This is a genomic window from Aquimarina aquimarini, assembly GCF_900299535.1.
In the GTDB taxonomy this organism is placed as follows: Bacteria; Bacteroidota; Bacteroidia; order Flavobacteriales; family Flavobacteriaceae; genus Aquimarina; species Aquimarina aquimarini.
Genome location: NZ_OMKE01000010.1, coordinates 137,910 through 163,194, shown reverse-complemented (window position 1 = coordinate 163,194; position 25,285 = coordinate 137,910). Strand labels below are relative to the sequence as shown.

Below are 25,285 nucleotides of genomic sequence, written 5' to 3'. Positions count from 1 at the left end.
AATGTTCTAAAAATCAATCCTCTATTGATTCATAAATTATCTTTTGTATTTCTGAACGAATATTATTTGATATAAGCTTTCTATTTGCCGCATTCGGATAGGTTCGATTACTCAAAAACACGTAAATCACTTCTTTTTCGGGGTCAGCCCAAGTAAATGTCCCAGTAAAACCACTATGTCCAAAACTAGCCATTGACACACATCCACATGTTGGCCCTAAGTCTCCTAATTGCGGTTTATCAAACCCTATTCCACGTCGTACTCGTCTATGGCAATAATGACAAGTATTAAACTCATCTAATGTTTCTTGACCAAAATATTGTTTACCTCCATAATATCCTCCATTAAGATACATTTGCATTATTTTGGCGACATCATTGGCATTTGAAAACAATCCTGCATGACCTGCAACCCCTCCAAGCATTGCTGCTCCCTGATCATGAACATAACCATGAATAACCTCTCCTCTAAAAATCTTATCATACTCTGTAGGCACTATTCTTCTTTTCTTAAACTTTTTCAGAGGTAGAAACGTAGCATGATTTGCACCTAATGGTTTATAAAAGTGTTGTTGAGTAAGCTTATGTAATGAGTTATCATAATGATCTTCTATATACCTTTTTAAAAGGTAATATGGTAAATCACTATATTTATAACTTAACCTATCTCTCAATTCACTATCTCTAATTTGCAATAACAAAGAATCTTTCATATCACTACGGAAATAAAGATTGTTGGTCACTTCAATATTAAACTCTTTAGAACGGCTAGTTCTATAATATTTTTTATCTGGTTTTCTAGTTATAGAATCCATTGTTTGCAAGTAAAACGGAATCCATGCTTTAAATTTCGCATAGTGTGACAACATGGATCGTATGGTAATATGCTCTTTATTAGACTCTTTAAAAGAAGGTAGCATTTTACCTATTTTGGTATTCAAAGAAATAACTCCCTTATCTTTTAATTCGATAGCCAGTGGTAAGGTTGCTAATATTTTTGTAAGTGATGCCAGATCATATACATCAGAACTTTTTACTTTTCGTTGTTTATTATAGGTATGATATCCATAATTTTTATTGAATATTACCTTTCCTTTTCTAGCAACAATAAGCTGTAATCCTGGCGCCATTTTTTCTTGTATTGTAAAATCAATTATAGAATCGATTTTTTCAAGCTTATAAGAATTCATCCCTACACTCTCTGGCAATCCATAAGACAATCTATTCAAAAACCGTGTTTCCAAGCCTGTACCTACAGGAAACTCCTCGCTAATACTTACAGGAAGTTTTCCTTTGGCTTCTATGGCACCAAAAAGTAATTGTGCTGTTTTTTCTTGAGCTACTTTACTATTTTGATATGCCATCAAAATTGACTCTAGGTTTGTAGTAGTTTGCATATCCAACATAGCATATGGCTTAGCAAACACATTGAGAACAGTAGTATTTAATCTAGCTATCTCATACAACCAAACCAATTCTTTATCTTTAAATTTATAAGAACCCCAAGGTGATGTATTCGATTTATGAAAACCTACAATAACATAATTATACTTCTTTAATTTATCAATCATCTCACCTAATTGCCCAGCTTTTACCCAGTCTACCTGAGTATATTTATTCAACTCTTTATAAAAAGCTTCTCCTGAATCATCTCCAAATGAAACATAAGCAATCTTTTTAAGATCAAGATTTTTAATTGGTAATGAGGCTTTATCATTTTTTACTACTGTTAGTGAATTTTCTACCAAGCGATGATAAAGTACTGTGTTTTCAACACTATTTAATTCATCATCAAGAAATGCTGTCTTAATAGGTTGATAGTTATTAAGCCCTGCTTTATATTTTGCATATAGAATTTTTCTAACAGAATGAGATAAACGTTCTTCTGTGATAGCACCAGAATAATATGCTGATACAATTTTTTGTGATGCCAAAGGCACATCTTCTGACATTAAAAGGACATCATTTCCTGCTAAAAAGGCTGCTAAATCAATATCACCAGGTGCTTTAAAATCTGACACACCTTTCATATTAAGTGCATCGGTAAAAATCAGGCCTTTAAATTGAAGACTATCTTTAAGTAAATTTGATACTACTTTTTTAGAAACCGAAGATGGGTATCCTTGTCTATATTCTAAGCTAGGCACATTAAGATGTGCAACCATAATACTAGAAAGCTTTTCTTTGATAAGTTTTTTATATGGATATAGCTCTACATTATTTATTCTATTACTATCAAAATTAATAGTTGGTAATGTCTTATGAGAATCACTTTGAGTATCACCATGTCCAGGGAAATGCTTGGCACTTGCCAAAATTCCTTCACTCTGCATTCCTTTCATAAATGCCAAAGCTTTTTGAGCTACTAAGTCTTTATCTTCTCCAAAAGATCGATTTCCTATTATAGGATTTTCAGGATTGGTATTTATATCAACTACAGGCGCAAAATTAACATGTACTCCTATTCGCCTACAATGTTTTGCTATCTGCTTTCCTGTTTTTTCTATTAAATCATTATCTTGAATTGCGCCAAGAGTCATATTCCACGGAAATGCTTGTGTAGAATCTAAACGCATCGCCAATCCCCACTCTGCATCCATACCAACTAATAGAGGTATTTTTGATAACTTCTGAAATTCGTTATTTAATTTTATTTGTCGGTTTGGCCCTCCTTTAGAAAAAACAACACCCCCAATCTCGAATTCTTTAATAAGTCTTTTTATCTCGTCTTTCTCCTTTTGTGAAGCAGAAGATGCAATACTTACCATAAATAACTGACCAACCTTTTGCTTGAGAGTCATCCTATTATAAACATTATTTACCCATCTCTTTTGATCTTCAAAATCATTTACCAACAAAGGGGCATCTAATTGAGCATTAGCACCAAAAGTTATAAAAAAAATTAGGAAGGAAATATACTTTACAATTATTTGCCGCACGAAAAATTTAGTTTAAAAAACGGTTATGCCAACTATCTTTTGCTGGGATTTCCCAATTAGTGCGATATTCAGCAATATTAGTAACCAGGTTATTAAAAACGATAGTATTTGGGGATACAGATCTATTTTTGGCCATTTTTTTAAAATCAGCAAGGGCTTTATAGGCCACAAACTCTCCTTGCTTAAAAGAAACATTCATTTTATCCATTAGATCTACATTATATTCTTTTTCTAATTCTAGGATAAAACGAACAGAAGCATCAATAGAACACCCTGTAGCAGCATTCATTCCTTGATCTAAGCCTATGATTATAAAACGCTTGTATTTCATCTCATAACCTGCTTTCAGGTCAGCTCCATGAGCTGTCCATTGTGCTATAAATTCCTTTACTTTATTTTCTACTTCTTCCTGTTCTTCCAACGTGAATGATCTATTGGCTTGATAAATCCACACTCTAGATGTCTCTGGAAGATCATTAAAATCTACTAACATGAGCTATTTTTTACTAAAATAATAAAAACTATTTCTATTTACGATCATAAAAAAGAGTTAATATGAAAAAACATATTAACTCTGGGTAAAATTATATATAACTAAGAAAAAAATTACAAATCTTGAGCATTTGCAATAAGCTCTGCCACGTCTAAGACTTGCACATCTTCTTCTTTTTCTTTGCTCTTTACACCGTCAGTCATCATTGTATTACAAAACGGGCATCCTGCAGCAATAATATCAGGTTTAATTTTTAATGCATCTTCTGTTCTTTCTACATTTACATCTTTATTACCAGGCTCAGGCTCTTTAAACATTTGAGCTCCTCCTGCTCCACAACATAATCCATTTCGTTTGCAACGTTTCATCTCTACCAGCTCTACTTCTAATTTTCTAAGTAAATCTCTGGGAGCTTCATATACATTATTTGCTCTACCCAAATAACATGGATCATGAAAAGTAATTCTTTTTCCTTTAAACTTTCCTCCTTCTACCTTTAACCTACCTTCATCCAAAAGTGATTTTAGGAATTGAGTATGATGCATTACATCATAATCACCTCCTAATACAGGGTATTCATTTTTTAATGTATTAAAACAATGAGGACATGCTGTAACTACTTTCTTAATTTCATACGCATTAAGAACCTCTATATTTGTAACAGCTTGCATCTGAAACAAAAACTCATTTCCTGCTCTTTTTGCAGGATCTCCTGTACAACTTTCTTCGGTACCTAATACTGCAAAATCTACTTCTGCATTATGAAGTAGCTTTACAAAGGCTTTTGTGATTTTCTTTGCTCTATCATCAAAACTACCAGCACAACCAACCCAAAACAAAACTTCTGGCCTTTTTCCTTCAGCCATATATTCTGCCATTGTTGGCACCTTTATTGTTTCACTCATATTATAATGTTTAAAGCTCGTAGACCCCTACTTTTTTGTAATAATCTATGCTTATATTTTAGTCGTGTTTTCCATCATCAAAAACCTCGATAGCAACAACTCTTTCAACTAGTTCTGTAAATTTACCAGTATATCGAGTAGCTTTTACCAAATGATTATCGATCCAGTGATAATTACCACCTCTTGGTTTTCCCATCAAAAGACTATGATATTTAAAACCATGTGTTTTTAACCATGTTTCTGTTACCTCTCTATGTTCTTCTGTTCTAGAAGTAAAGAAGCAAATTATATGCCCTTCTTCATACCATTTATTTAATGTAACCAATGCATCAGGAAAAGGCTTACAAGTAGCCATTCTCTCTGGCTCTTCATTTGGCACATCTTCTGTAATAGTTCCATCGATATCTATAAGGTAATTTTTAATTCCTTCAGGAAGTACAGGGCTTATATGCTCTCCTTCTTCTATTTTATCGTGTAACAATCTTTCTACTTCTTCCTTTTTCATAATTTTTATTTGTTTGCGGTTAATTGGTTAAAAAAAAATACTATAAAATTGGTTCTTATAATAGCTATTCGTCCTTCCAGTTTAATCTATCCATTTGGTTAAATGGCCATGGAGCTCCGTTATTTTCTATATTAGACATCATATTATTCAAATCTGTTGGTGCAGCACTCTGCTCCATTACTAGATAACGTCTCATATCAATGATAATTGATAATGGACTAATACTTACAGGGCATGCTTCTACACAGGCGTTACAACTTGTACACGCCCATAATTCTTCTTGAGTTATATAATCATTTAACAATTGCTTACCATCATCTACAAAACTACCATTCTTATCAATATTATCTCCTACTTCCTTTAGACGGTCTCTTGTATCCATCATTATTTTTCGTGGAGACAATTTCTTACCTGTTTGATTTGCTGGGCATTCACTAGTACAACGACCACATTCTGTACATGTATACGCATTTAACAACTGTGCCCAGTTTAAATCTGTTACATCAGATGCTCCAAACTTCTCTGGCTCTCCTTCTTCCTGCCCGTCATCTGCTGGGGCTGCAAATGGGTCTGCATTTGGATCCATCATCAACATTACTTCATTGGTAACAGCCTCAAGATTATTTAACTCACCTTTGGGTTTTAAGTCTCCATAATATGTATTTGGAAACGCCAATAGAATATGCAAATGTTTTGAGAAATATAAGTAATTTAAAAACACTAATATCCCTATAATATGTAACCACCAAGCTGATCGTTCTAATACAATCAATGAAGTTTCTGACATAGAACTAAACAGAGGTGCTATAAATTGACTTATCGGATAAGATCCTGCTTTGATATAATGATCAGCTCCTAGTTCCTGTAGTTGAATATCTGTTGCATTCATCACTAAAAATAATGTCATAAGCACCATTTCAAAATAAAGGATCAAATTTCCATCATTTTTTGCCCATCCTTTCATTTCAGGATTCCAGAAGCGTTTTATTCGTATTACATTACGACGAATCCAAAATAAAATCACACCTACTAGAACTAAAAATGCTAAAATTTCAAATGAACCAATAAGAAAATCATACACGCCTCCTAAAAAGGAGAAAATTCTATGCGTACCAAATATACCGTCTATGATAATCTCTAATACTTCTATATTAATGATAATAAATCCTAAATACACGACTATATGAAGTATTCCTGCTACTGGTCGTCTTACCATTTTAGACTGCCCCAATGCTATCATAGCCATATTCTTAAATCGTTCTTTTTTATTATCAGAACGATCTACATCCCTACCTAAACGAATATTACGAATGATCTTACGTACATTATTTGCAAAATATCCGATACCCGCTAATAAGGCTAGTACAAAAAGTATATTAGGTATAAATTTTATCATTTTTTATTGTGTTGAGTCTTTTGGTTTCTCGTAAGGAGCATTTTTCTTTCCAAAAACAGAAATATGTACATATCTTTTTGGATGTAATCTTAGGTCCTGCAGTAAAAGTTCTAATTGCTTACTGGTTTGTTCTAGATTATTATATAATTTATCGTCCTTCAACAGTTTTCCTACTGTTCCTCTACCTGAATTGAGATCTTTTGAAATTTTTTCAAAATTAGCTAATGTCGTTTCCAAATCTCTTCCTAATCTAGCAATATTCACTTGAGCCAAAGAATCAGAAACCTTATTCAGGTTAGTTGACATCTTATCCAAATTAGAAAATACATTATTGAGTTTTCCTTCATTACCAGATAGAATATTATTTAATGATGTTGAAGCTCCTTTAAAATTTTTGACTGTTACACTTAAATCTTTAAAAATAGAATTTAAGTTATTTTTATTATCTACATTCAAAACTCCATTTACAGAATTCAATAAGGTGTCAGCATCTGTTATTACTGCTTCAAGTTTCTCTTGCAAGGGCGTAAGCCTATCATTTACAAGCTCTAGCAATCCTGCTTCTATTTTACTTGGCAGTGTATCTCCATCCTTTGCTTCTAGGCCTTGCTCATAAATAGGTACTATTGCCAAAGATTTTCCTCCTATTAATCCACCACCGTATACTTTGGCTTGACTATTTTTTGAAAAAGAAAAATCACTATTTACATTAAATTCTACCACTAAATTACCTTTGGTATCTGCAAAATCGATAGAAACTACCTGTCCTACCGTCATTCCATTTATGGTGACAGGTGAAGAAGGTATTAATCCTTCTACATTAGTGTATACAGCGTAAAAGGTTCTATTATTTTCTAAAAGATTTTTCCCTTTCAAGAAACTATAACCAAAAATTAAAAGTGCTATTGCGCAGATGGCTAATATTCCTGTTTTGACTTCTCGAGTAAATTTCAAAATAGATTATATTTTAGGACAAATTTAGAATAAAAAATATATATCTACTGATAATTCATTAATGAATTGTCAGTATTTATTTAGATTAATTTGAAGATGTATCAACTTTTAGGGCTTCTGTTAACGGAATTGATTCATTATTACGAAAAGCTACAATAAAGCAAGAATCAAATCCTTTTCCTTTGGCTACATCTCTTAATTCTTGTGCCAAGGTATAGTTAGATGTGTTTCCATAATAGTATTTATACAACTCTCCTGCTTTATTTTTTGACAATTGATCTAACCCATTAAAGTTAAAGGGTTGTAGTTCTATATCACTTGATCCTGCCGCAATTTGTACTTTAAAGATTATATCACCATAACTCTTATCTTCTTCTACCTCTGTGGTAACTTTTGTTATTTCGACCGTTTTTGGTTGAGAAACTTTATAAATAGCATCTAAGCTTTCTTTATAATCCATAATCGAAGTTGTAATTGATTTTGCCATATCATCTTGTCCTTTTTTAGAATTAAGGTATTTTCCTTCTTTATTATTAGTAAGAAAACCTAATTCAATAAGAACACTCGGCATATATGTTTGGTGTAAAACTACAAAACCAGCTTGTTTTACTCCTCTACTTTTTCTTTCTAGTATCTTTTTAAATCGATTTTGAACAAAACTTGCCAAAGTAAGACTTTGATCTAAATATTCTTCTTGCATCAAAGTTAGCCCTATAATAGATTCTGGTGAATTGGGATCAAAACCATCATAATTTGCTTTATAATTATCCTCTAACAAAATAACTGAGTTTTCATTCTTAGCAACATTAAAGTTTTCATTATTTGCATGTAACCCTAACACAAAAGTTTCTGTACCCGACGCTTGAGAACGGTGAGAATTACAATGAATTGACACAAACAAATCTGCTCCTGCCTTATTTGCAATACTTCCTCTCTCATGTAGCTCTATAAATTTATCTGTTTTACGAGTATATACTACTTTATACCTATCATCTTTTTCTAAAGTAGCACCAACGGCAAGTACTACATTCAATGCTATTTCTTTTTCTTTATATCCATTCCCTCTGTTTCCAGGATCATGACCACCATGCCCAGCATCTAGAACAACTACAAATTTACCTTTTTCCTGAGAGGTTACAGTGAAATTGAAAGCAGGTATAAGAAAAATAAAAACCGCTAGAAAAATACTATACTTTACATTTTGTTTCATCAACTACAAATAATTTTACTACTAATTTTGAAACATTCACCTGATGTTTCAGTTTTTAATATAACACATTAAAAAATTAAAGATTGTGGTTTATATAATAAACCTTCACCTTCTATGTTTATACAGCCTAGAGAGTATGTCATTGACATAATTTTTTATTTTTTTATGAATTACAATCTAAGCATAAAAAATATATGTAATTTTGGCACTTCAAAAACTAAGCCATAGTTATACAAAAATAGGATTTAAACCATTGCAAACAAAGGTACGTCACATACTTTATTCACTAAGTTTTTCACTGTTTTGTGTTACTCAAGTAACTGCACAAGAAACTAATAAGTCAATAGAGTCTCCCAGTCCAGCGGAACAAGACACTGTAAAAAGTGTACAAATTAATCCAGAAGAACTACTTAATGAGAAAGAGCAGGATACTGTCAAACAGGATTCTGTTGCTCCAGAACCGCAACTTTTAACAGACAAAGTAGCTTATAAAGCTACAGATTATATGCGACTGAGTAGAAAGGAAAACAAAATGTATTTATACAATAATGCCGAAATCTTGTATGGAGAAATGCAAATCAATGCTGGGCTTATTGTTGTAGACAACTCAAAAAATGAAGTGTATGCGTATGGAATTAAAGATTCTTTAGGCGAATATACACAGACTCCTGTTTTTAAACAGTCACAAAATGTAGTTGAACCAGATTCTATCCGTTTTAATTTTGATACTGAAAAAGCTCTTATTTATAATTCTAGAACAGAGCAAAATGGTTTTAGAATTAAGAACGAGATCTCTAAACGAGAGAATGATTCTGTTATTTATATGAAAAACGTAAAATTTACTACTTCTGAAAATATAGAAAATCCAGAGTATTATTTTTATGCACGTAGAATCAAATTTGTTCCTAAGAAAAAAATTGTAACGGGTCTGGTAAATATGTTTATTGCAGATGTACCAACCCCTTTAGGGTTACCTTTTGGGTATTTCCCTATGACAGAAGACAGAACGTCTGGATTTATAATCCCTAGTCCAGGAGAAGAAAATAATCGTGGATACTTCCTTCAGAACGGGGGATATTATTTTGCTATCAGTGATTATATGGATTTAACTCTTATGGGTGATTATTACACAAATGGTAGTTATACATTTGCAGTAGAATCTGCCTATGCATTACGCTATAAATTTAGAGGTAATCTTAGATTTAGGTATGAAAACAACCTTCAAAGCGAAAGAGGTTTTCCTGATTTTTCACAAAGAACAACCTATAACATACAATGGTCACATAGCCAAGATGCCAAAGCAAATCCAAATTCTCGATTTTCTGCTTCTGTGAATTTTGGTAGTACCGATTATTTTCAGCAATCCACAAACCAACTCAATACTGGTAATTTCTTGAACAACCAGTTGAGTTCTAATGTATCATACGCAAAAACATTTCAAGGAGAACCACAGGTTAATGTGAATATTGCTGCAACTCATAACTCAAATGTTAACTCAGGAGAAGTGAATTTATCACTACCTAATGCAACAGTTAGCATGTCTAGAATATTTCCTTTTGCTCCAAAGGTTGGAGTAAAAAAAGGAATTATACAGAACATTAATACTCAATACAATTTTAGGGGAGAAAATAAAATACTGACAACAGATGATGATTTATTTTCTTCTGAGATGTTCAAAGGAGCTCGAATGGGAATGCAACACTCAATACCCTTGAGTACAAATTTCAAAATACTTAAATACTTAAGTGCTACAGCAGGAACTAATTTTCAAGAAAACTGGGTTTTTGAAACAATAAAACAAAGTTATGATCCTAGTGCCAAAGATGGAGCTGGCGAAGTAGTACGTGATACGATCAAAGGTTTTGATGCTTTTCGAACCTATGATTTTGCTACAAGTTTAGGAACTACTATATATGGTACTTTCAAATTTAAAAAAGGTAAAAAAATAGAGGCAATACGCCATACCATGAGGCCTTCTGTAAGTTTTAATATAAAACCAGCTTTTAGTGAGTTTTACGACACCTATACAGTTACCGATAATCCAAATACACCTAATATTAATGAGACCGAGGTTGTAGAGTATTCAAGATTTGAAGGTGGTCTTTATGGGGCTCCAAGTAATACTTTTTCTAGTAGTATAGGGTTTTCTTTGAGCAATAACATTGAAATGAAGGTAAAGAGTAAAGACAGTACAGCTACAGAGGCTAAAAAGGTTACTATTTTAAACAATCTTAACCTAAGTACTTCCTATAATGTTGCAGGAGATTCTTTAAAATTAAGCCCTTTGGCTATTTCTGGTAATATTCCAATTGTTCAAAATAAATTAGACATCAATTTTAATGCTACATTAAACCCATATGCCTTAGACAATAATAATCGTGTAATTGATGTTTGGAATATTGATAATGGAGGTAGTCTTTTTCGTTTAACTAGAGCTAGTGCTAATTTTGGGTATTCTTTTTCTAGTAAAGATTTTGAGAAAGGTGAAATAAACGAGGATCCACTAGAGAATCAGAATTTCAGGAATGAAGGTAGACCTGATAATTTGTTTGGAGGAGTTACTGATTTTGGTGAAAGTAGATCTTTTGATAGAGATAAAAGTAAAAAAAATGATAAAGATGTAACTGATTATAGCTATAAAATACCATGGTCTTTACGTTTATCATATAATGTGAATTATAGTAATAATGTAAGGCAGAATGAAATATCTTCTCATTCTATTATGTTTTCTGGAGATGTAGAATTAGCACCTCGATGGTCTGTTGGTGTATCTTCTGGGTATGATCTTAAAAACCCTGGATTTACTTTTACTAATCTAAGATTTCAAAGAGATTTAGAGAGTTGGATTATGAATTTTAACTGGATTCCTTTTAGTGAGAGAACTTCATGGAACTTCTTTATCGGTATCAAATCATCGGTATTAAGTGATATCAAATGGGATAAAAGACGTGAACCAGATAGACAGCTATAATCTCATAACGATTTTGATTTTGAAGTAACAATTATAACTTAAATATATTTCACATGAAGAAAATCATAACGACCACCAAGGCTCCTGCTCCTATTGGCCCGTATAATCAGGCTATATTAAACGGAAACACTTTATATACATCAGGACAAATTGCAATTAATCCTGAAACTGGAAAACTAGTTCTAGATGACATAAAAACAGAGACTGAGCTAGTCATGCAAAATCTTAAAGCTATATTGGATGAAGTAGATATGACTTTTGAAAATGTAATAAAGACTACTATCTTCTTAAATGACATGAACAATTTTGCACAAGTAAATGAGATCTATGGCAATTATTTTAATGAGGATACTGCTCCTGCAAGAGAAACTGTAGCTGTAGCGGCGTTACCGAAATTTGTTAATGTAGAGATTTCTGTAATTGCTGTAAAATAAAATATTACTATTTTATCATTTAATTTTGTTGCAATAACATCAACAACTAAATTGATCTTTTCTAGTTAAATATACTAGTATATTTAACTAGAAAAGATCAAACACCCTCTGTTTCATCTATTTCTTACAAACTACGGTTATTACGCAAAATACCTACGTTCAGGTAATTAATTCATTAATATCTAAGTTATTTTAGTTAATTTTATTAAGAATTGCTTTACACAAATCAATTCTTATGAAGAGGATGACACCAATTGCTACACCCATAAATGAAAATTTCAGGCTAAAAGCTTTGAAATCATTAGACATACTTGATACTCAATCACAAAAAGAGTTTGATGAGATTACTGCATTAGCAGCTTATATCTGTGATACTGATATTGCTTTAATATCATTAGTAGATAATGACCGACAATGGTTTAAGTCTAAACAAGGACTTACTATTTGTGAAACTGCTCGTAAAAACTCATTATGTTCTTATGTTGTTTTACACCCTGAAAGGCCATTAATAATTACAGACATAAGAAAAGATGAACGTTTTAATTCTAGTCCTAGTTTTCTAGAAGGCAGACCAATAATTTTCTATGCTGGATTCCCATTAGTAAACAAAGATGGTTTTGCTCTTGGTTCTCTATGTATAATGGATAGTACTCCAAAAAAGCTTTCTCAACAACAGATGGAATCGCTCAATGCATTGGCCAAACAAGTTATTATCCTTTTTGAACTTAATAAGAAAAATAAAGATTTACAGGCAATTCAAAATAAATTAAAAGAACATAACGAATCCTTAAGAGAATTTGCAAGGGTTATTTCTCACGATCTCAAAATGCCACTTGCCAATATTATTACATCAACAGATTTATTAAAGTTAAAACTTGATGATAAACTCGATAAGGAAAGCGCAGAATATTTTAACTACATAAAAACATCTTCCTTCTCTATGAGTAATTATATCAATGATGTGCTTGATCATTATGAAAGTGACAGTCTTGTACAAAACAAACCCGAAGAATTTTACCTCAATCATTTATTAAATAAAATTGTTGACGTATTAAGTGTAAAACCTGATTTTACCATTTATTTTCCAGAAGAAGATCCTATTGTTGAATGCAACAAACTTGCTCTAAAACAAATATTTTTTAATTTGATAGGAAATAGTATTAAATACAATGATAAAGACCAAATTATTATATCTATAGAAACGAGTGAGGATGACAATTTTTACTATTTCAGAGTAATAGATAATGGTATGGGAATCCCTAGTGATAAATTAAACTCTATTTTTGATCTTTTTACTATTGCTAATACTACAGATAGAAATGGTAATAGAGGTAATGGTATTGGGCTTTCTACTGTAAAAAAATTAGTAAACAACCTTGGTGGATATATTAATGTATCTTCTCAAGAAAAAATCCAAACTACTTTTGATTTTTCTATCAGGAAACACCATTCTTCTATTAACCAAACTATTTAGTTAATAGAAGAATACATAAGTACGCCTTATTATAATTGTTGTAAGAGGATCTCGCTATTTAGTAATACTACCGTTTTTTATTTAATACTTTGAATACAAGCCTCTGCACACTTTTCACCGTCAATTGCAGCAGATATAATACCACCTGCATATCCTGCTCCTTCTCCACATGGGTATAATCCTTTAATTTGTACATGCTCTAGTGTTTTCCAATCTCTAGGAATACGTACTGGTGATGATGTTCTTGATTCTGGTGCATGTACTACAGCTTCATTCGTAAGATATCCTCTCATACTTTTATCAAACGCTTTAAACCCTTTTTGTAACGTATTATGAATAAATTGAGGAAATACCGATTTCATATCGGCAGTAGTCAACCCTGGTTTATACGAAGTAATAGGAAGATCATTTGATATTTTTCCATTCACCATATCTACTAATCGTTGAGCAGGTACTTTTTGAGTTTCCCCTCCTACTCGCCATGCTTGTTGTTCAATACTTTTCTGAAAATATACTCCTGATAATGGCCCGTATTTTTCAAAGGGTTTAAAATCTTCTGGTTTCAATTCTACTACAATACCACTATTGGCAGTTGGTTGATCTCTTTTTGAAGGAGACCACCCATTAGTTACGACTTCTCCTGGACTTGTAGCACACGGGGCGATAACACCTCCTGGGCACATACAAAAAGAGTACATCCCTCTTCCTTCTACTTGTTTTACTACACTATAAGGTGATGGAGGTAAATAAGGGCTTCTTACTTCACAACTATACTGAATCTTATCAATAAGTAGCTGGGGATGCTCTACTCTCACCCCTAGTGCAAAGGGCTTTGCCTCTATTTCTATTTTTTTACGATATAATAACTCAAATATATCTCTTGCAGAATGACCTGTTGCAAGAATCACCTTATTGGTATCAATCGTATCCCCATTAAAAAGAGTTACTCCATTAATTTGAGAATTTTTAATTTTAAAATCAGTAACGCGAGTATCAAAATACACCTCTCCTCCTCTTTCTATGATTTTTTGCCGTATGGCAGCTATAATATTGGGTAATTTATTGGTTCCGATATGAGGATGCGCTTCTACGAGAATTTGATCTGTTGCTCCAAATCCTACCAACAATTCCAAAATACGGTTTACATCACCCCTTTTTTTGGATCGTGTATACAACTTACCATCACTATATGTTCCTGCACCTCCTTCTCCAAAACAATAATTAGAATCTGGATTAACTATATGATCTCTATTAATTGCTTTGAGATCTCTACGACGAGCCTGCACATCTTTTCCTCGTTCTAAAACAATAGGCTTATATCCCAACTCTATACAACGTAATGCTGCAAACAAACCTGCTGGTCCTGCTCCTATTATTATTACTTGAGAACTACCAGAAACTTCAGGATATTCGGGTAAACTAAGTGGCTTGTCTATAAAATCTTCTTTTACAAAGACTTTAATTTTTAAATTTATTTTTACAGTACGCTGGCGCGCATCTATCGATCGTTTTAGTACCTGTATGTGTCTAATTTCTTCGAGAGGAATTCTGTTTTTACGCGCTATTTCTTTTTTTAATAGATCAGAATTCGCTACGATCTCAGGTAAAACTTGTATGGTAAATTCGTATTGCAATCTTAAGTTAGATTTTGATTTTAGGGCGAAGATACAACATTCTTTATTTCAAGATAATCAACGGCTATCACTCTGAATCTTTTTTGATTTAATATTTTATTAAACTAATTGTTCCTATATTTGAATTTAAAACAAACCTTAAATTTACAATTATGAAAAAGCTTTTTTTATTAGCAATTGCGGTAATCGGTTTTTCAATTTCTTCAAACGCACAAGACATCAAATTCGGTTTTAAAGGTGGGGTAAACTTTGCTACATTAAATGGAGATGATGTCAATGATAACTTAGATGGAAGAACTGGATATCATATTGGGGCTGTTGCTCAAATAGGTTTAGCAGAAAAATTCGCTCTTCAACCAGAATTACTTTATTCTGCTCAAGGAATTGAAGATACTGACATTGATTATTTAAACCTTCCTGTATTAGTTAAATTTAAATTTGCTAAACTTTTTAGTATAGAAGCAGGACCACAATTTGGTTTTGTAGTAAATGATAATGTCAAAGCTGGTGCTAAACCTGAAAGTTTTGATCTTAGTGGTGCAGTTGGGGCTGGAGTAGAATTTGGTCCTTTCTTTGGTCAATTACGTTATAACTTTGGTTTTACTGATGTAATTGATAATGTAGAAGCTAAGAATTCTGCTTTTCAAGTATCTGTAGGGTATTACATTTTTTAATAAGAAAAAAATGTATCTCAAATAATAAGAAAAGCGGAAGGTTACACTTCCGCTTTTACTTTATATTAAATTTTAACCCTCATTTTTTTTGATTTAAAAATTCTGATTTGATAATTTTGATATTCGTAATTCTCAAATCTTATAGTATATTTGATAAACCTTACTAAGGAATGCAGTTTAAACACCCAGAATTTCTCTACGCTCTTTTTGCGCTTATCATTCCTGTTATAGTTCATTTATTCCAGTTAAGGCGTTTTCAAAAAGTGAATTTTTCTAATGTTCAGTTTCTTAAAGCTGTTACCATACAGACTCGAAAAAGCTCTCAGATCAAAAAATGGCTTACATTATTGTCTCGATTATTGGCAATGGCTGCAATTATTATAGGTTTTGCGCAACCATTTTTAGCTTTAGATGAAATTGTAGGAAAAAAAAGCAAAACAGTCATCTATCTCGACAACTCTTTTAGCATGCAAGCCAAAGGAGCAAAAGGACCTTTATTAAAACGTGCTATTCAGGAAATATTGAGCGATTTACCTGAGGAAGAAACTATTTCCCTTTTTACAAATACTGAAACTTTTATTGATGCTTCCAAAAAAAACATACAGAACGACTTATTACAAATAGCATATTCTTCTAATCAACTTTCTTATAGTGCTGCGTATCTTAAAGCTAAACAACTAGCAGGCTCTTCTACAGAAACGATAAAACGTATTATAATGGTTTCTGATTTTCAGCAGAAAGAAGATCAATTCACATTACCTAAAAACTCTGAAATAAAAACACATTTGGTACAACTACAACCAGTTACCAAACAAAACCTTGCTATAGATAGTCTTTTTCTAGAACGCAACATCAATGATAATCTGGTTCTTAATATACTGGCAAGCAACATAGACACCAATGCTGAAAATACATCTATAGCATTATATAATGATGATAAGCTAGTTGCCAAAACTGCTATTTTGATTCCTAAAAACGGAACAGCAAAAGCAGAATTTCAATTAGATGAGAGTATAAAAATAAATGGAAGGGTAACACTAGAAGATCATCTCATAACTTTTGATAATTCTAGGTTTTTTACAATAAATACTCCTGAAAAAATTAAAGTTGTTGCGATCAATGAAGCTAGTGATGATTTTATCAAAAACATATATACTTCTGATGAATTTGTATTAATTAGTAGCTCTATAGAACAACTTAATTATAATGATATTAGTACAGCAAATCTAGTTATTGTCAATGAAGTAAAACAAATTCCTATTTCTCTTACAAACACATTAAAACCTTTTACAGAACGAGGAGGTACTATTTGTTTTATTCCAGCAGTAAAAGGAGATGTATCATCATATCAGCAATTTATTAATAAATTTTCTGCTCAGGGAATATCATCAGAAAAAGTACAAGAAAAAAAGATTACTTCAATTCATTTTTCTCACCCTCTATATCGTGGAGTTTTTAATAAAAAAGTTACTAATTTTCAATATCCAAAAGTTAATAGTTACTATCATGCTAATGCTTCTAATGCCGTATTATCATTTGAAGACAATAGTCCTTTTTTATACAAAACAAATAACCTTTACATATTTACTGCAGCGATAAACAAAGAGAACTCAAATTTTAAAAACTCTCCATTGATTGTTCCTACTCTTTATAATATAGGAAAACAAAGTTTGCAACTAGCTGATATATCTTATACCATTGGCCAAACCAATTCGTATGATATTCCTATCTCTTTGGGGCAAGATGGAGTACTATCTCTTATTTCTAATGAAGAAAGTATTATCCCAATGCAACAAAGTTTTTCTACAAAGGTAAAAATCACTACAGATGAAGTTCCTACAAAGGCTGGTATCTATAGCTTGCAGGATAATACAAAAAAAACAATACAACATATAAGCTATAATTATAATAGTGCAGAAAGCCAATTACAATATTATAACTTAAATACTACACAAAACTATCAGGTAAGCGAATCAATAACCGAGCTTTTTGATCAAATAAAAGAAGAGACGAGCGTGCATGAACTTTGGAAATGGTTTGTTATTTTTGCACTGATATTCTTATTAATTGAAATCCTACTATTAAAATACCTAAAATGAACCTCTTATTAAAGGCTGCTACCGTAATTGATCCCGAATCACCTTTTCATAATAAAACTGTTGATATCCTGATCAAAGATGGGGTTATATCAAATATAGATACATCAATCCAGAGCGCTGCCGATCAAAAAGAAATACTACTAAATAATTTACATGTTTCTCAAGGATGGTTTGATAGTAGTGTAAGCTTTGGTGAACCTGGTTATGAAGAGCGAGAAACTATTATTCATGGTTTACAAGTAGCTGCAAAAAGTGGATTCACAACAATTGCTGTACAACCAAACACATTACCAATAGTAGATACAAGCACTTCTATTGCTTTTTTAAAAGGAAAATCTCTTGATAATGCGGTATCATTACACCCTATAGGGTCATTAACTATTCAATCCAAAGGGGTTGATATGGCTGAGCTGTTTGATATGAAACAGGCTGGGGCTATTGCTTTTGGAGATTATAAAAAAGCTATTAAAAATCCTAACTTGCTAAAAATTGCATTACTTTATGCACAAAATTTTGATGGCTTGGTTATTTCTTTCCCTCAAGAAAATGAAATTGCAGGAAAAGGAATTGTAAATGAAGAAGAACAAAGTACTCTATTAGGACTAAAAGGAATTCCAGCTTTGGCAGAAGAACTACAAATTGCTAGAGATTTATTTCTATTAGAGTATACCAAAGGTAAATTACATATACCCACTATAACTACTTCAAAATCAGTTGATTTAATTCGTAAAGCAAAAGAGAAAGGGTTACAGATAAGTTGTAGTACCACAGCTCATCACCTAACTCTTACAGATAAAGAACTTATCACATTTGATACTAATTATAAAGTATTACCTCCTCTACGAACTCAAAAAGATATAAATGCATTATTAGAAGGTATTACTGATGGTACAATTGATATGGTTACTGCTGATCATCAACCTATAGATGTAGAACATAAAAAAGTAGAGTTTGATAATGCTTCTTATGGTACAATAGGACTAGAAAGTGCGTTTGGCGTTCTTAACAATACATTAGGTTTAGAAAAAACAATAGATGTGCTTACTAAAGGGAAATCAGTTTTTGGAATTGAAAACAAAAGTATAACTGTTGGTGCGATAGCAGATATTACATTGTTTACTCCCAAAGGTGATACAACTTTTGAAAAAGAACATATCCTTTCTACATCAAAAAATAGTGCATTTGTGGGTAAAACAATATTAGGAAATACCTATGGTATTATTTCTAATGGTAAAATAGTGTTGAAATAGTCATTTAAAATAAATTAAAACAACATTTATTTATTTTAAATGACTCATTAAATTACAGAGAATACAACCTCTACAAATCATAATACTACTTAAAAATGGAATCTAACTACGAAAAACAAGGAAAAACTGCAGCTATAGTTGCTTACCTTACAATCATTGGAACAATCATTGCTTTTTTCATGAATCAAGAGCAAAAGAACAGGTTTACCAATTTTCATATCAGACAAGCATTAGGTATCAATATCAGTTTTTATCTTATAGGTGCATTGGTAAGTATTTTTGATTCTTGGGCTGTTTCTTCTGCTTTTTATGTATTTATTTTTGTGTTATGGGTATTTGGTTTGATAACAGCAATGAAAGAAGAGCAAAAAGTCGTTCCTCTTCTAGGTCCTTTCTTTCAAAAATGGTTTAGCTTTATCAAATAGTTTAATTGCATCATAAAAACCTTATTATCTGAAATTTATGCCTATTAAACTAATAAAGTTATTTCTAAAAATCTTTATTTTTTGTTTATTAACCATAGTAACTCAGGTTGGTGGTATTATCTATATTTTGGTTGAGATAAGTATCAAAAAAAATCAATCAAAATATAGGCTAAAAAAATTAGGTTTTTTTATCACAACATATCTCATTGCTACATTTTTAGTAGTACCCAACATTGCTCCATTATTTGGTAGAGAGAAAATAAAAGATAGCTCAGAGTTAAAAGCACATAATTTTCTCACCAAACTTATGAATAGAGATTATGTAAAGCCACAATTGATTACCACTCTAAAAGATATTGCAAATTCTATCCAGAAATCTAACCCTGGTATAGCTGTAGTATATCTTGACGCTAATTTTCCTTTTATTGATGGATTTCCTTTAATACCTCATCACAGTCATAATGATGGTAAAAAAATTGATATTTCTTTCATTTACAAAGACCAAAATCATAAAATCACCAATAAAAAACCTACAATTAGTGGATATGGGGTATTTGAGAATCCTCTAAAAACCGAATATCATCAAACAGAAAAATGCAAGCAAATAGGGTATTGGCAATATGATATTACGAAATATGTAACTTTTGGAACTATAAACAATGGCCTAAAATTTTCTAAAAAAGCTACTAAGGATTTACTTTTATCAATTGTAAACCATAAACAAATTAGTACGATTTTTATAGAACCTCATCTCAAGAATAGATTAAAAATACTGAGCAATAAAATTAGATTTCATGGATGCCGTGCTGTTAGGCATGATGACCATATTCATATACAACTATAAAATCGTTTTTCTCGTTATAAAGCAAGAGACGACTAAATGATTTAAAAAGTAGATTAATAATTAAAAACATAAAAATGAAAGATTTATCATTATATCATATCATCAAAGAACCTACTGTACAAAAAGAAAAAAAAGCAGCATTATTTATGTTTCATGGATATGGTAGTGATGAGAATGATCTTTTTTCTTTTGCTACAGAACTACCTGATGAATTATTCATTATTTCTGTGAGGGCTCCCTATCCTATGCAACCATCTGGCAATGCTTGGTATGCCATTTATATGGATCCTACAAAAGGAAAATTTAGTGATGATAAACAAGCAATAGAATCAAGAGACAAAATTGCCAATTTTATTGACGAAGCAATAGAAGCATATAACCTTGATGCAGATAATATTTCATTATTAGGATTTAGTCAAGGTACAATTCTCAGCTATGCTGTAGCACTTTCTTACCCACAAAAAGTTAAGAATGTAATTGCATTAAGCGGATATCTCAATGAAGAGATTTTAACCGACTCCTATACCTCTAATGATTTCTCTAAATTGAATATTTACTGCTCTCATGGTACGGTAGACCAAGTAATTCCAATAGATTGGGCAAGAAAAGCTCCTGTCATATTTACAAAGCTTGGAATAGAAACTTCGTTAAATGAATTTCCTGTGGGACATGGCGTTGCTCCTCAAAACTTTTTTCAGTTTAAAGAATGGTTAAGCTCTAAGATTTAAACATACATATTTCCCCCTACAGTACATTATTAATTAGGGGGAAATATCAAGTGGTATTGTAGCAAAATTCTATCTACTAATAACAATTAAGAATATTACTAGTATTCTCTTCTTCTCTTCTTCTCTTCTTCTCTTCTTCTCTTCTTCTCTTCTTCTCTTCTTCGTTCTATGTTTAAATTAGTTAAAAAAAATTAACTAAAATCATTTTTGTACTATTATAGTTTTGTTATTTTTGTTTAGACTAAATAAAAATAAAAACCTAGAATTATATAGTCCTAAAAAAATTGTGAATTTATCCTTTATATAAAGTGTTTTATACATTTTTTGATTCTAACAAAAAGAGCATTTTTATAGTAAATTGAAGGAATATTATATCAATCTAATAAATAAAATCACAAATATATAGTACTCATTACTCTTATTAAACCTATCATACCTTGGGCTCACACAACCAAGTCTGAGGTATGTATTTCTTTTTTTATCAAAAACCCTTTACCCTTTCTGAATAGCTACCTATACTTATCGTTGAGACCAATTCCTTCAAGAATCATTGGTTTTATCTTTTCTAATCTTGATAAACGTGTCGTTTCTCTTTTTGCATCACTAATATAAGCTGCATATTCTTTTTGTTTAAATAAAGTTAATCCTTCAAAAGCTTTTTTAAAAATCTCATTATTAATTAAAACATTTAATAATTCTGTAGGTATTTTTATTTCAGTTGATTTTTCTTTCTTAATCTCTTTACCAGCTTTTTGATTATTTATAGCTTCCTTTACATAACTCAACACCAAACCCCTATCTATATCTATTATATTAGTAAATCTCCATTGCCGTAAACCTTTGGTTTTTCCTTCTTGAGCATTTATCAATTTCTTTTTTTTATCTTCTAAAAATACTCCTTGATAAAACCAAATCCCAACATAAGACTTAAAAGCCCCTAGTCCTATCACATTCTTATTATTTATCGTATAAACAGGAGTTCCCCACTTTATCGTTTCTTCTAGCTCTGTATCAAGCATAATACTTCTCAACATCTTTAATTCCTCTTGCCATTGTAAGTTCTTTGCAATGAACTCCTCTACAGATTTGTTTTTTTCCATAATTGTATATTCATTAATCAAGAGAGCTTTCTTATTTTCTTCTTAGTGTTGAGAAGGCTAAAACATCCTTATCACTATAAATATAATAACTAAAACTAATATGTTTTTCATCAACTTTAGTAAGAATTACAGTTCCTTTTTCTATACAATCATTTTTATCATTCTCGGTAATTAACTCATTAAAAATTGCTCTATCATTTGAATAATCAATTAATACCCAATTCCCAGCACATCCCAAACTAGGATACTCTATTTCAAACAATTGTTTATCTATATCAATTTCTAGATTAATAGACCAGGTATCATTATCCTCCATATCCAACTGGCACCCCACACCTTCCCATTTTCCATTAAGCCATTTAATATTATAGTCACATCCAGTAAATAGAAAGACTACAAACATCAATGCTATCAAATTAAACCACATTCTACGCCCTTTAGTAAACATCATAATAAAACAATTAAAAGTCTTAATATACTAAAGAAATAATAACCTTTTAACACAATCAATAGTATAAATCAATTAAATTTTATTTCTACATACATACACTTAATCATAAAGACATGTTTTTATAGTTTCTTATAGCGATATCTTTATGGTTTTATTAGTAGAATTTTCTACGATAAATGAAATTCTTACTGTTTGCTGTTGTAAATTCCACTCAAAAGGTACTAAAGAGCCTTCTATATGTATAGATTCTGGTTTAGTCTCTAGATTATGAACTATCAAAGTAACATTTCTTTTAATTGAAGTATACCTTGCTCCCTTTTTTGTGGTTAATGCAATCGAAATACTTTCGCTAGTTGTTTTATTTCTAAATTGTAGGAGCTCATATTTTCCTTTTTCAAAAGCTCTGGGCGTCTTGCCATCATCATCGTATAGTATATCTGAACTATTCTTAACTTCATTATCATAATAAAAGTGAACAATCAATTCTTTGGTAGAATATTCATCTGTAGTTTGAATTGGCCTAATCATAGGAATAAATGCTCCTCCTTTTACAAACACAGGAATATGATCTTCTTCTAAGTTTACTGTTTTTTGTATTCCTCCTTTAAATTTATCATCAGTAAAAAAATCATACCAATTATCCCCTTCTGGAAAAGGAATATCCATTGCTGTTATTCCTTTTTTTATCACTGGAGCAACTAGAAAATTATCTCCCCACATATAGGCATGACTAATCTCATACAAATCTTTATTGTCTACATTATCAAAAAACAAAGGTCGCATAAGAGGCATACCTTTCTGATTATTCTGAAAAGCAGTTGTATAATTATAAGGAATCATGCTATATCTAAGCTCTATATTCTTTTTGGCCAACTTTTTTGTCTTTACATCATGAAAAACAGGTTCAGGTGCAATATGTTCTTGCGCATGAGGTCTGAATATTGGCTGAAACACTCCATATTGTAACCAACGGGTATACAGTTCAGCATCAAAGACTTCTCCTCCTGCAAACCCTCCTAAATCAGAATGCATATATCCCAATCCTTGCATTCCCATTTGTAGTGCTATTTCTGTTTGTGGTTGTAACCCTCCCCAACTTCTATTTACATCACCCGACCACGGGATCATGCCAAATCGTTGAGAACCCGAATATCCTGATCGCATTAATATAAAAGGGCGTTGATCAGGAAAATCTCTCTTATATCCTTCTTCAATAAGTCTAGCCCAATCATGCCCATAAATATTATGTACCTCATCTGCACTTCCAGTCGCATGTTGTAGTCCTGATGGGTGTACCTCTGGTTCTCCTAGATCACCCCACCATCCTGCAATACCATAATCCTTGGCATAAGATGCATATATATTCCAAAACCAATCTTTTCCTTTAGGGTCGTAAATATCAATTATTCCTGTATCTCCAAAATAAAAGTTATATTCAAATGGATTACCAAGTGTATCTTTTCCTAAAATCCGTTCGGCTACCGCTTCATTCCATTTTTTTGACGTTTTGAGAATAAAAGGCTCTGTGATCAATATTGTTTTTATTCCTTGATCTTTAAAATCATTGATCATCTGCTTAGGTGTTGGAAATGAATCTTTCAAAAACTCTAAATTTCCCATATGCCCTTTTATATCCTTACCAAACCAATAAATATCAAGGATCACTGCATCCAATGGAATGCTATCTTTTTTAAATCTAGCTACCGTTTCTTTGGTTTCTTTTTCTGAGTGATATCCAAAACGACTAGCAAAATTTCCAAATGCCCAACGAGGAGGAAGTGGTTGTTTGCCTGTAAGGTTAGTATATTGATCCATTAGATCTCTCCAATTTTCTCCTGCTACCACTTGATAGGTTTTTCTTCCGCTTATTGTTTCATATTGCAATGAGTTATCCTTTTTACTATCAATATCCAAAAATCCAATAGGTGCATTATCAAAATGAATTGCATAGGTTTTGGAAGAAAGTATCAAGGGCATTGTAAAATTCATTAATTCTGAATAAGTCTCATACCCATAATGAGCTTTATTATAGAGTTGAAGTCTTTTCCCTCTTCTATTCATACCTACAACCCTTGCTCCTGCTCCATAAATAACTTCTTCTTTGTCTAAACTAAAATCTAATATTTCTGTAGAATCTGTTTTTATATATCCTTTTCTCTCAGAAATTAGCTTTTTATCATTAAACCAATAAGATATATTAAATGGTTCTTTGGTTATATACACATCAATACCATCAGTATCAATAATTAATAAACTATCATTCTCTTCTACCTTTAGCTTTTTAACTATAGGTTCTAATACTACTGCATGAGATATTGTATCAAAAATTTCTCCCTTAGGAATAAATGAAGTTTCAATAATTTTATCTGAATAAGGAGTTATGATATAAGTTCCATCCTCCTTAAAGACTTCGATGTAAGTATTTTTGTTTTTAAATCCTTGATATGGGCCATCTAATTTTTTCCTACAAGAAAAATTCAACGCCATACTCAATAAAAGTAATAAAAGAAAAAAACGTTTTATATAAGTAATTCTAGGCATAGTAGTATTTGATTATAAGCTGAAAGTATATCAAATATAAGAGAATGCCACTGAAACTTCACCCCTACAAAAGTCTAAGAATCAGAATTATTAAATCAGTATCAAAACTCTTATAATACTATCAGAATCTCAAAAAATCACTACAACGTTTTCGTACTAAAATACACACCATTAGTACAAAACAATAAAGCACATAACAGTTTCCTAATCATTTGTTTACCATCCCCGAACAATCTGGTAATATAAGGTCTGTAGTTTT

Annotated in this window: 20 protein-coding genes; 9 read left to right on the top strand and 11 right to left on the bottom strand. The window is 31.5% G+C overall.

Translation table 11 applies throughout. The annotated features are described in order from the left end of the window. Positions 1 to 13: 13 nt before the first annotated feature. The 7 genes from DG508_RS05905 to DG508_RS05875 form a co-directional block, all read right to left on the bottom strand. Positions 14 to 2,938, bottom strand: coding sequence for a glycoside hydrolase family 3 N-terminal domain-containing protein (locus DG508_RS05905; RefSeq protein WP_416354242.1), 2,925 nt, complete (start codon positions 2,936 to 2,938; stop codon positions 14 to 16). A 7-nt stretch (positions 2,939 to 2,945) separates the two neighbouring features. Then, entirely contained in the window at positions 2,946 to 3,431 is a 486-nt protein-coding gene (locus tag DG508_RS05900; protein WP_108867246.1) for an ABC transporter ATPase, read from the bottom strand. 113 nt (positions 3,432 to 3,544) lie between these two features. After that, complete coding sequence (locus tag DG508_RS05895) at positions 3,545 to 4,336, bottom strand: (Fe-S)-binding protein (RefSeq protein ID WP_108867245.1); 792 nt, start codon at positions 4,334 to 4,336, stop codon at positions 3,545 to 3,547. 58 nt (positions 4,337 to 4,394) lie between these two features. Beyond that, the gene (locus DG508_RS05890) at positions 4,395 to 4,841 is read right to left on the bottom strand and encodes an LNS2 domain-containing protein (RefSeq protein ID WP_108867244.1); all 447 of its coding nucleotides are present in this window, start codon (positions 4,839 to 4,841) and stop codon (positions 4,395 to 4,397) included. Between the two features lie 64 nt (positions 4,842 to 4,905). Beyond that, entirely contained in the window at positions 4,906 to 6,234 is a 1,329-nt protein-coding gene (locus DG508_RS05885) for a 4Fe-4S dicluster domain-containing protein (RefSeq protein ID WP_108867367.1), read from the bottom strand. A 6-nt stretch (positions 6,235 to 6,240) separates the two neighbouring features. Then, positions 6,241 to 7,191: an MlaD family protein gene (locus DG508_RS05880; protein WP_108867243.1), complete on the bottom strand. Its 951-nt coding sequence runs from the start codon at positions 7,189 to 7,191 to the stop codon at positions 6,241 to 6,243. An 85-nt stretch (positions 7,192 to 7,276) separates the two neighbouring features. Further along, positions 7,277 to 8,401 carry an N-acetylmuramoyl-L-alanine amidase family protein gene (locus DG508_RS05875; RefSeq protein ID WP_108867242.1) on the bottom strand — a complete coding sequence of 375 codons (1,125 nt, stop codon included), beginning with the start codon at positions 8,399 to 8,401 and terminating at the stop codon, positions 7,277 to 7,279. Between the two features lie 202 nt (positions 8,402 to 8,603). On the opposite strand from DG508_RS05875, the gene DG508_RS05870 reads away from it, so the two are divergent. The 3 genes from DG508_RS05870 to DG508_RS05860 all read left to right on the top strand — a co-directional run bounded on the left by DG508_RS05870 (position 8,604) and on the right by DG508_RS05860 (position 13,280). Then, entirely contained in the window at positions 8,604 to 11,372 is a 2,769-nt protein-coding gene (locus DG508_RS05870; RefSeq protein ID WP_108867241.1) for a putative LPS assembly protein LptD, read from the top strand. Positions 11,373 to 11,425: 53 nt separating this feature from the next. Next, entirely contained in the window at positions 11,426 to 11,806 is a 381-nt protein-coding gene (locus tag DG508_RS05865; protein ID WP_108867240.1) for a RidA family protein, read from the top strand. A gap of 235 nt (positions 11,807 to 12,041) precedes the next feature. Next, positions 12,042 to 13,280, top strand: a complete 1,239-nt coding sequence (locus DG508_RS05860) for a sensor histidine kinase (protein WP_234418183.1) — start codon at positions 12,042 to 12,044, stop codon at positions 13,278 to 13,280. Positions 13,281 to 13,357: 77 nt separating this feature from the next. On the opposite strand, the gene DG508_RS05855 is transcribed toward DG508_RS05860, so the two are convergent. Continuing rightward, complete coding sequence (locus DG508_RS05855; RefSeq protein ID WP_108867238.1) at positions 13,358 to 14,914, bottom strand: NAD(P)/FAD-dependent oxidoreductase; 1,557 nt, start codon at positions 14,912 to 14,914, stop codon at positions 13,358 to 13,360. A 152-nt stretch (positions 14,915 to 15,066) separates the two neighbouring features. On the opposite strand from DG508_RS05855, the gene DG508_RS05850 reads away from it, so the two are divergent. The 6 genes from DG508_RS05850 (at position 15,067) to DG508_RS05825 (ending at position 20,934) form a co-directional block, all read left to right on the top strand. Next, complete coding sequence (locus DG508_RS05850; protein ID WP_108867237.1) at positions 15,067 to 15,588, top strand: porin family protein; 522 nt, start codon at positions 15,067 to 15,069, stop codon at positions 15,586 to 15,588. A gap of 170 nt (positions 15,589 to 15,758) precedes the next feature. After that, positions 15,759 to 17,687, top strand: a complete 1,929-nt coding sequence (locus DG508_RS05845; protein WP_108867236.1) for a BatA domain-containing protein — start codon at positions 15,759 to 15,761, stop codon at positions 17,685 to 17,687. Next, on the top strand, positions 17,684 to 18,937 hold the full coding sequence (locus DG508_RS05840) for a dihydroorotase (RefSeq protein ID WP_108867235.1): 1,254 nt from the start codon (positions 17,684 to 17,686) through the stop codon (positions 18,935 to 18,937). Before DG508_RS05845 ends, DG508_RS05840 begins: the two co-directional genes overlap by 4 nt. A gap of 95 nt (positions 18,938 to 19,032) precedes the next feature. Further along, on the top strand, positions 19,033 to 19,362 hold the full coding sequence (locus DG508_RS05835) for a DUF4870 domain-containing protein (protein WP_108867234.1): 330 nt from the start codon (positions 19,033 to 19,035) through the stop codon (positions 19,360 to 19,362). Between the two features lie 37 nt (positions 19,363 to 19,399). Further along, positions 19,400 to 20,206 (top strand): hypothetical protein, encoded by an 807-nt coding sequence (locus DG508_RS05830; protein WP_108867233.1) that lies wholly within the window; start codon positions 19,400 to 19,402, stop codon positions 20,204 to 20,206. 68 nt (positions 20,207 to 20,274) lie between these two features. After that, on the top strand, positions 20,275 to 20,934 hold the full coding sequence (locus tag DG508_RS05825) for an alpha/beta hydrolase (protein ID WP_416354243.1): 660 nt from the start codon (positions 20,275 to 20,277) through the stop codon (positions 20,932 to 20,934). A 509-nt stretch (positions 20,935 to 21,443) separates the two neighbouring features. Here DG508_RS05825 and DG508_RS05820 read toward each other — a convergent pair. The 3 genes from DG508_RS05820 to DG508_RS05810 all read right to left on the bottom strand — a co-directional run bounded on the left by DG508_RS05820 (position 21,444) and on the right by DG508_RS05810 (position 25,026). Beyond that, complete coding sequence (locus DG508_RS05820; protein ID WP_108867231.1) at positions 21,444 to 22,034, bottom strand: YdeI/OmpD-associated family protein; 591 nt, start codon at positions 22,032 to 22,034, stop codon at positions 21,444 to 21,446. A gap of 31 nt (positions 22,035 to 22,065) precedes the next feature. After that, positions 22,066 to 22,485 carry a hypothetical protein gene (locus DG508_RS05815; protein WP_159090705.1) on the bottom strand — a complete coding sequence of 140 codons (420 nt, stop codon included), beginning with the start codon at positions 22,483 to 22,485 and terminating at the stop codon, positions 22,066 to 22,068. A gap of 129 nt (positions 22,486 to 22,614) precedes the next feature. Beyond that, positions 22,615 to 25,026 carry a glycoside hydrolase family 31 protein gene (locus DG508_RS05810; protein ID WP_234418182.1) on the bottom strand — a complete coding sequence of 804 codons (2,412 nt, stop codon included), beginning with the start codon at positions 25,024 to 25,026 and terminating at the stop codon, positions 22,615 to 22,617. Between the last annotated feature and the right edge of the window lie 259 nt (positions 25,027 to 25,285).

Coding starts and splice junctions, on each gene's coding strand:
- DG508_RS05830 (WP_108867233.1), top strand. CDS start 19,400: ATGCCTATTAAACTAATAAAGTTATTTCTAAAAATCTTTATTTTTTGT.
- DG508_RS05840 (WP_108867235.1), top strand. CDS start 17,684: ATGAACCTCTTATTAAAGGCTGCTACCGTAATTGATCCCGAATCACCT.
- DG508_RS05875 (WP_108867242.1), bottom strand. CDS start 8,401: ATGAAACAAAATGTAAAGTATAGTATTTTTCTAGCGGTTTTTATTTTT.
- DG508_RS05860 (WP_234418183.1), top strand. CDS start 12,042: ATGAAGAGGATGACACCAATTGCTACACCCATAAATGAAAATTTCAGG.
- DG508_RS05900 (WP_108867246.1), bottom strand. CDS start 3,431: ATGTTAGTAGATTTTAATGATCTTCCAGAGACATCTAGAGTGTGGATT.
- DG508_RS05865 (WP_108867240.1), top strand. CDS start 11,426: ATGAAGAAAATCATAACGACCACCAAGGCTCCTGCTCCTATTGGCCCG.
- DG508_RS05835 (WP_108867234.1), top strand. CDS start 19,033: ATGGAATCTAACTACGAAAAACAAGGAAAAACTGCAGCTATAGTTGCT.
- DG508_RS05890 (WP_108867244.1), bottom strand. CDS start 4,841: ATGAAAAAGGAAGAAGTAGAAAGATTGTTACACGATAAAATAGAAGAA.
- DG508_RS05895 (WP_108867245.1), bottom strand. CDS start 4,336: ATGAGTGAAACAATAAAGGTGCCAACAATGGCAGAATATATGGCTGAA.
- DG508_RS05845 (WP_108867236.1), top strand. CDS start 15,759: ATGCAGTTTAAACACCCAGAATTTCTCTACGCTCTTTTTGCGCTTATC.
- DG508_RS05850 (WP_108867237.1), top strand. CDS start 15,067: ATGAAAAAGCTTTTTTTATTAGCAATTGCGGTAATCGGTTTTTCAATT.
- DG508_RS05810 (WP_234418182.1), bottom strand. CDS start 25,026: ATGCCTAGAATTACTTATATAAAACGTTTTTTTCTTTTATTACTTTTA.
- DG508_RS05820 (WP_108867231.1), bottom strand. CDS start 22,034: ATGGAAAAAAACAAATCTGTAGAGGAGTTCATTGCAAAGAACTTACAA.
- DG508_RS05815 (WP_159090705.1), bottom strand. CDS start 22,485: ATGATGTTTACTAAAGGGCGTAGAATGTGGTTTAATTTGATAGCATTG.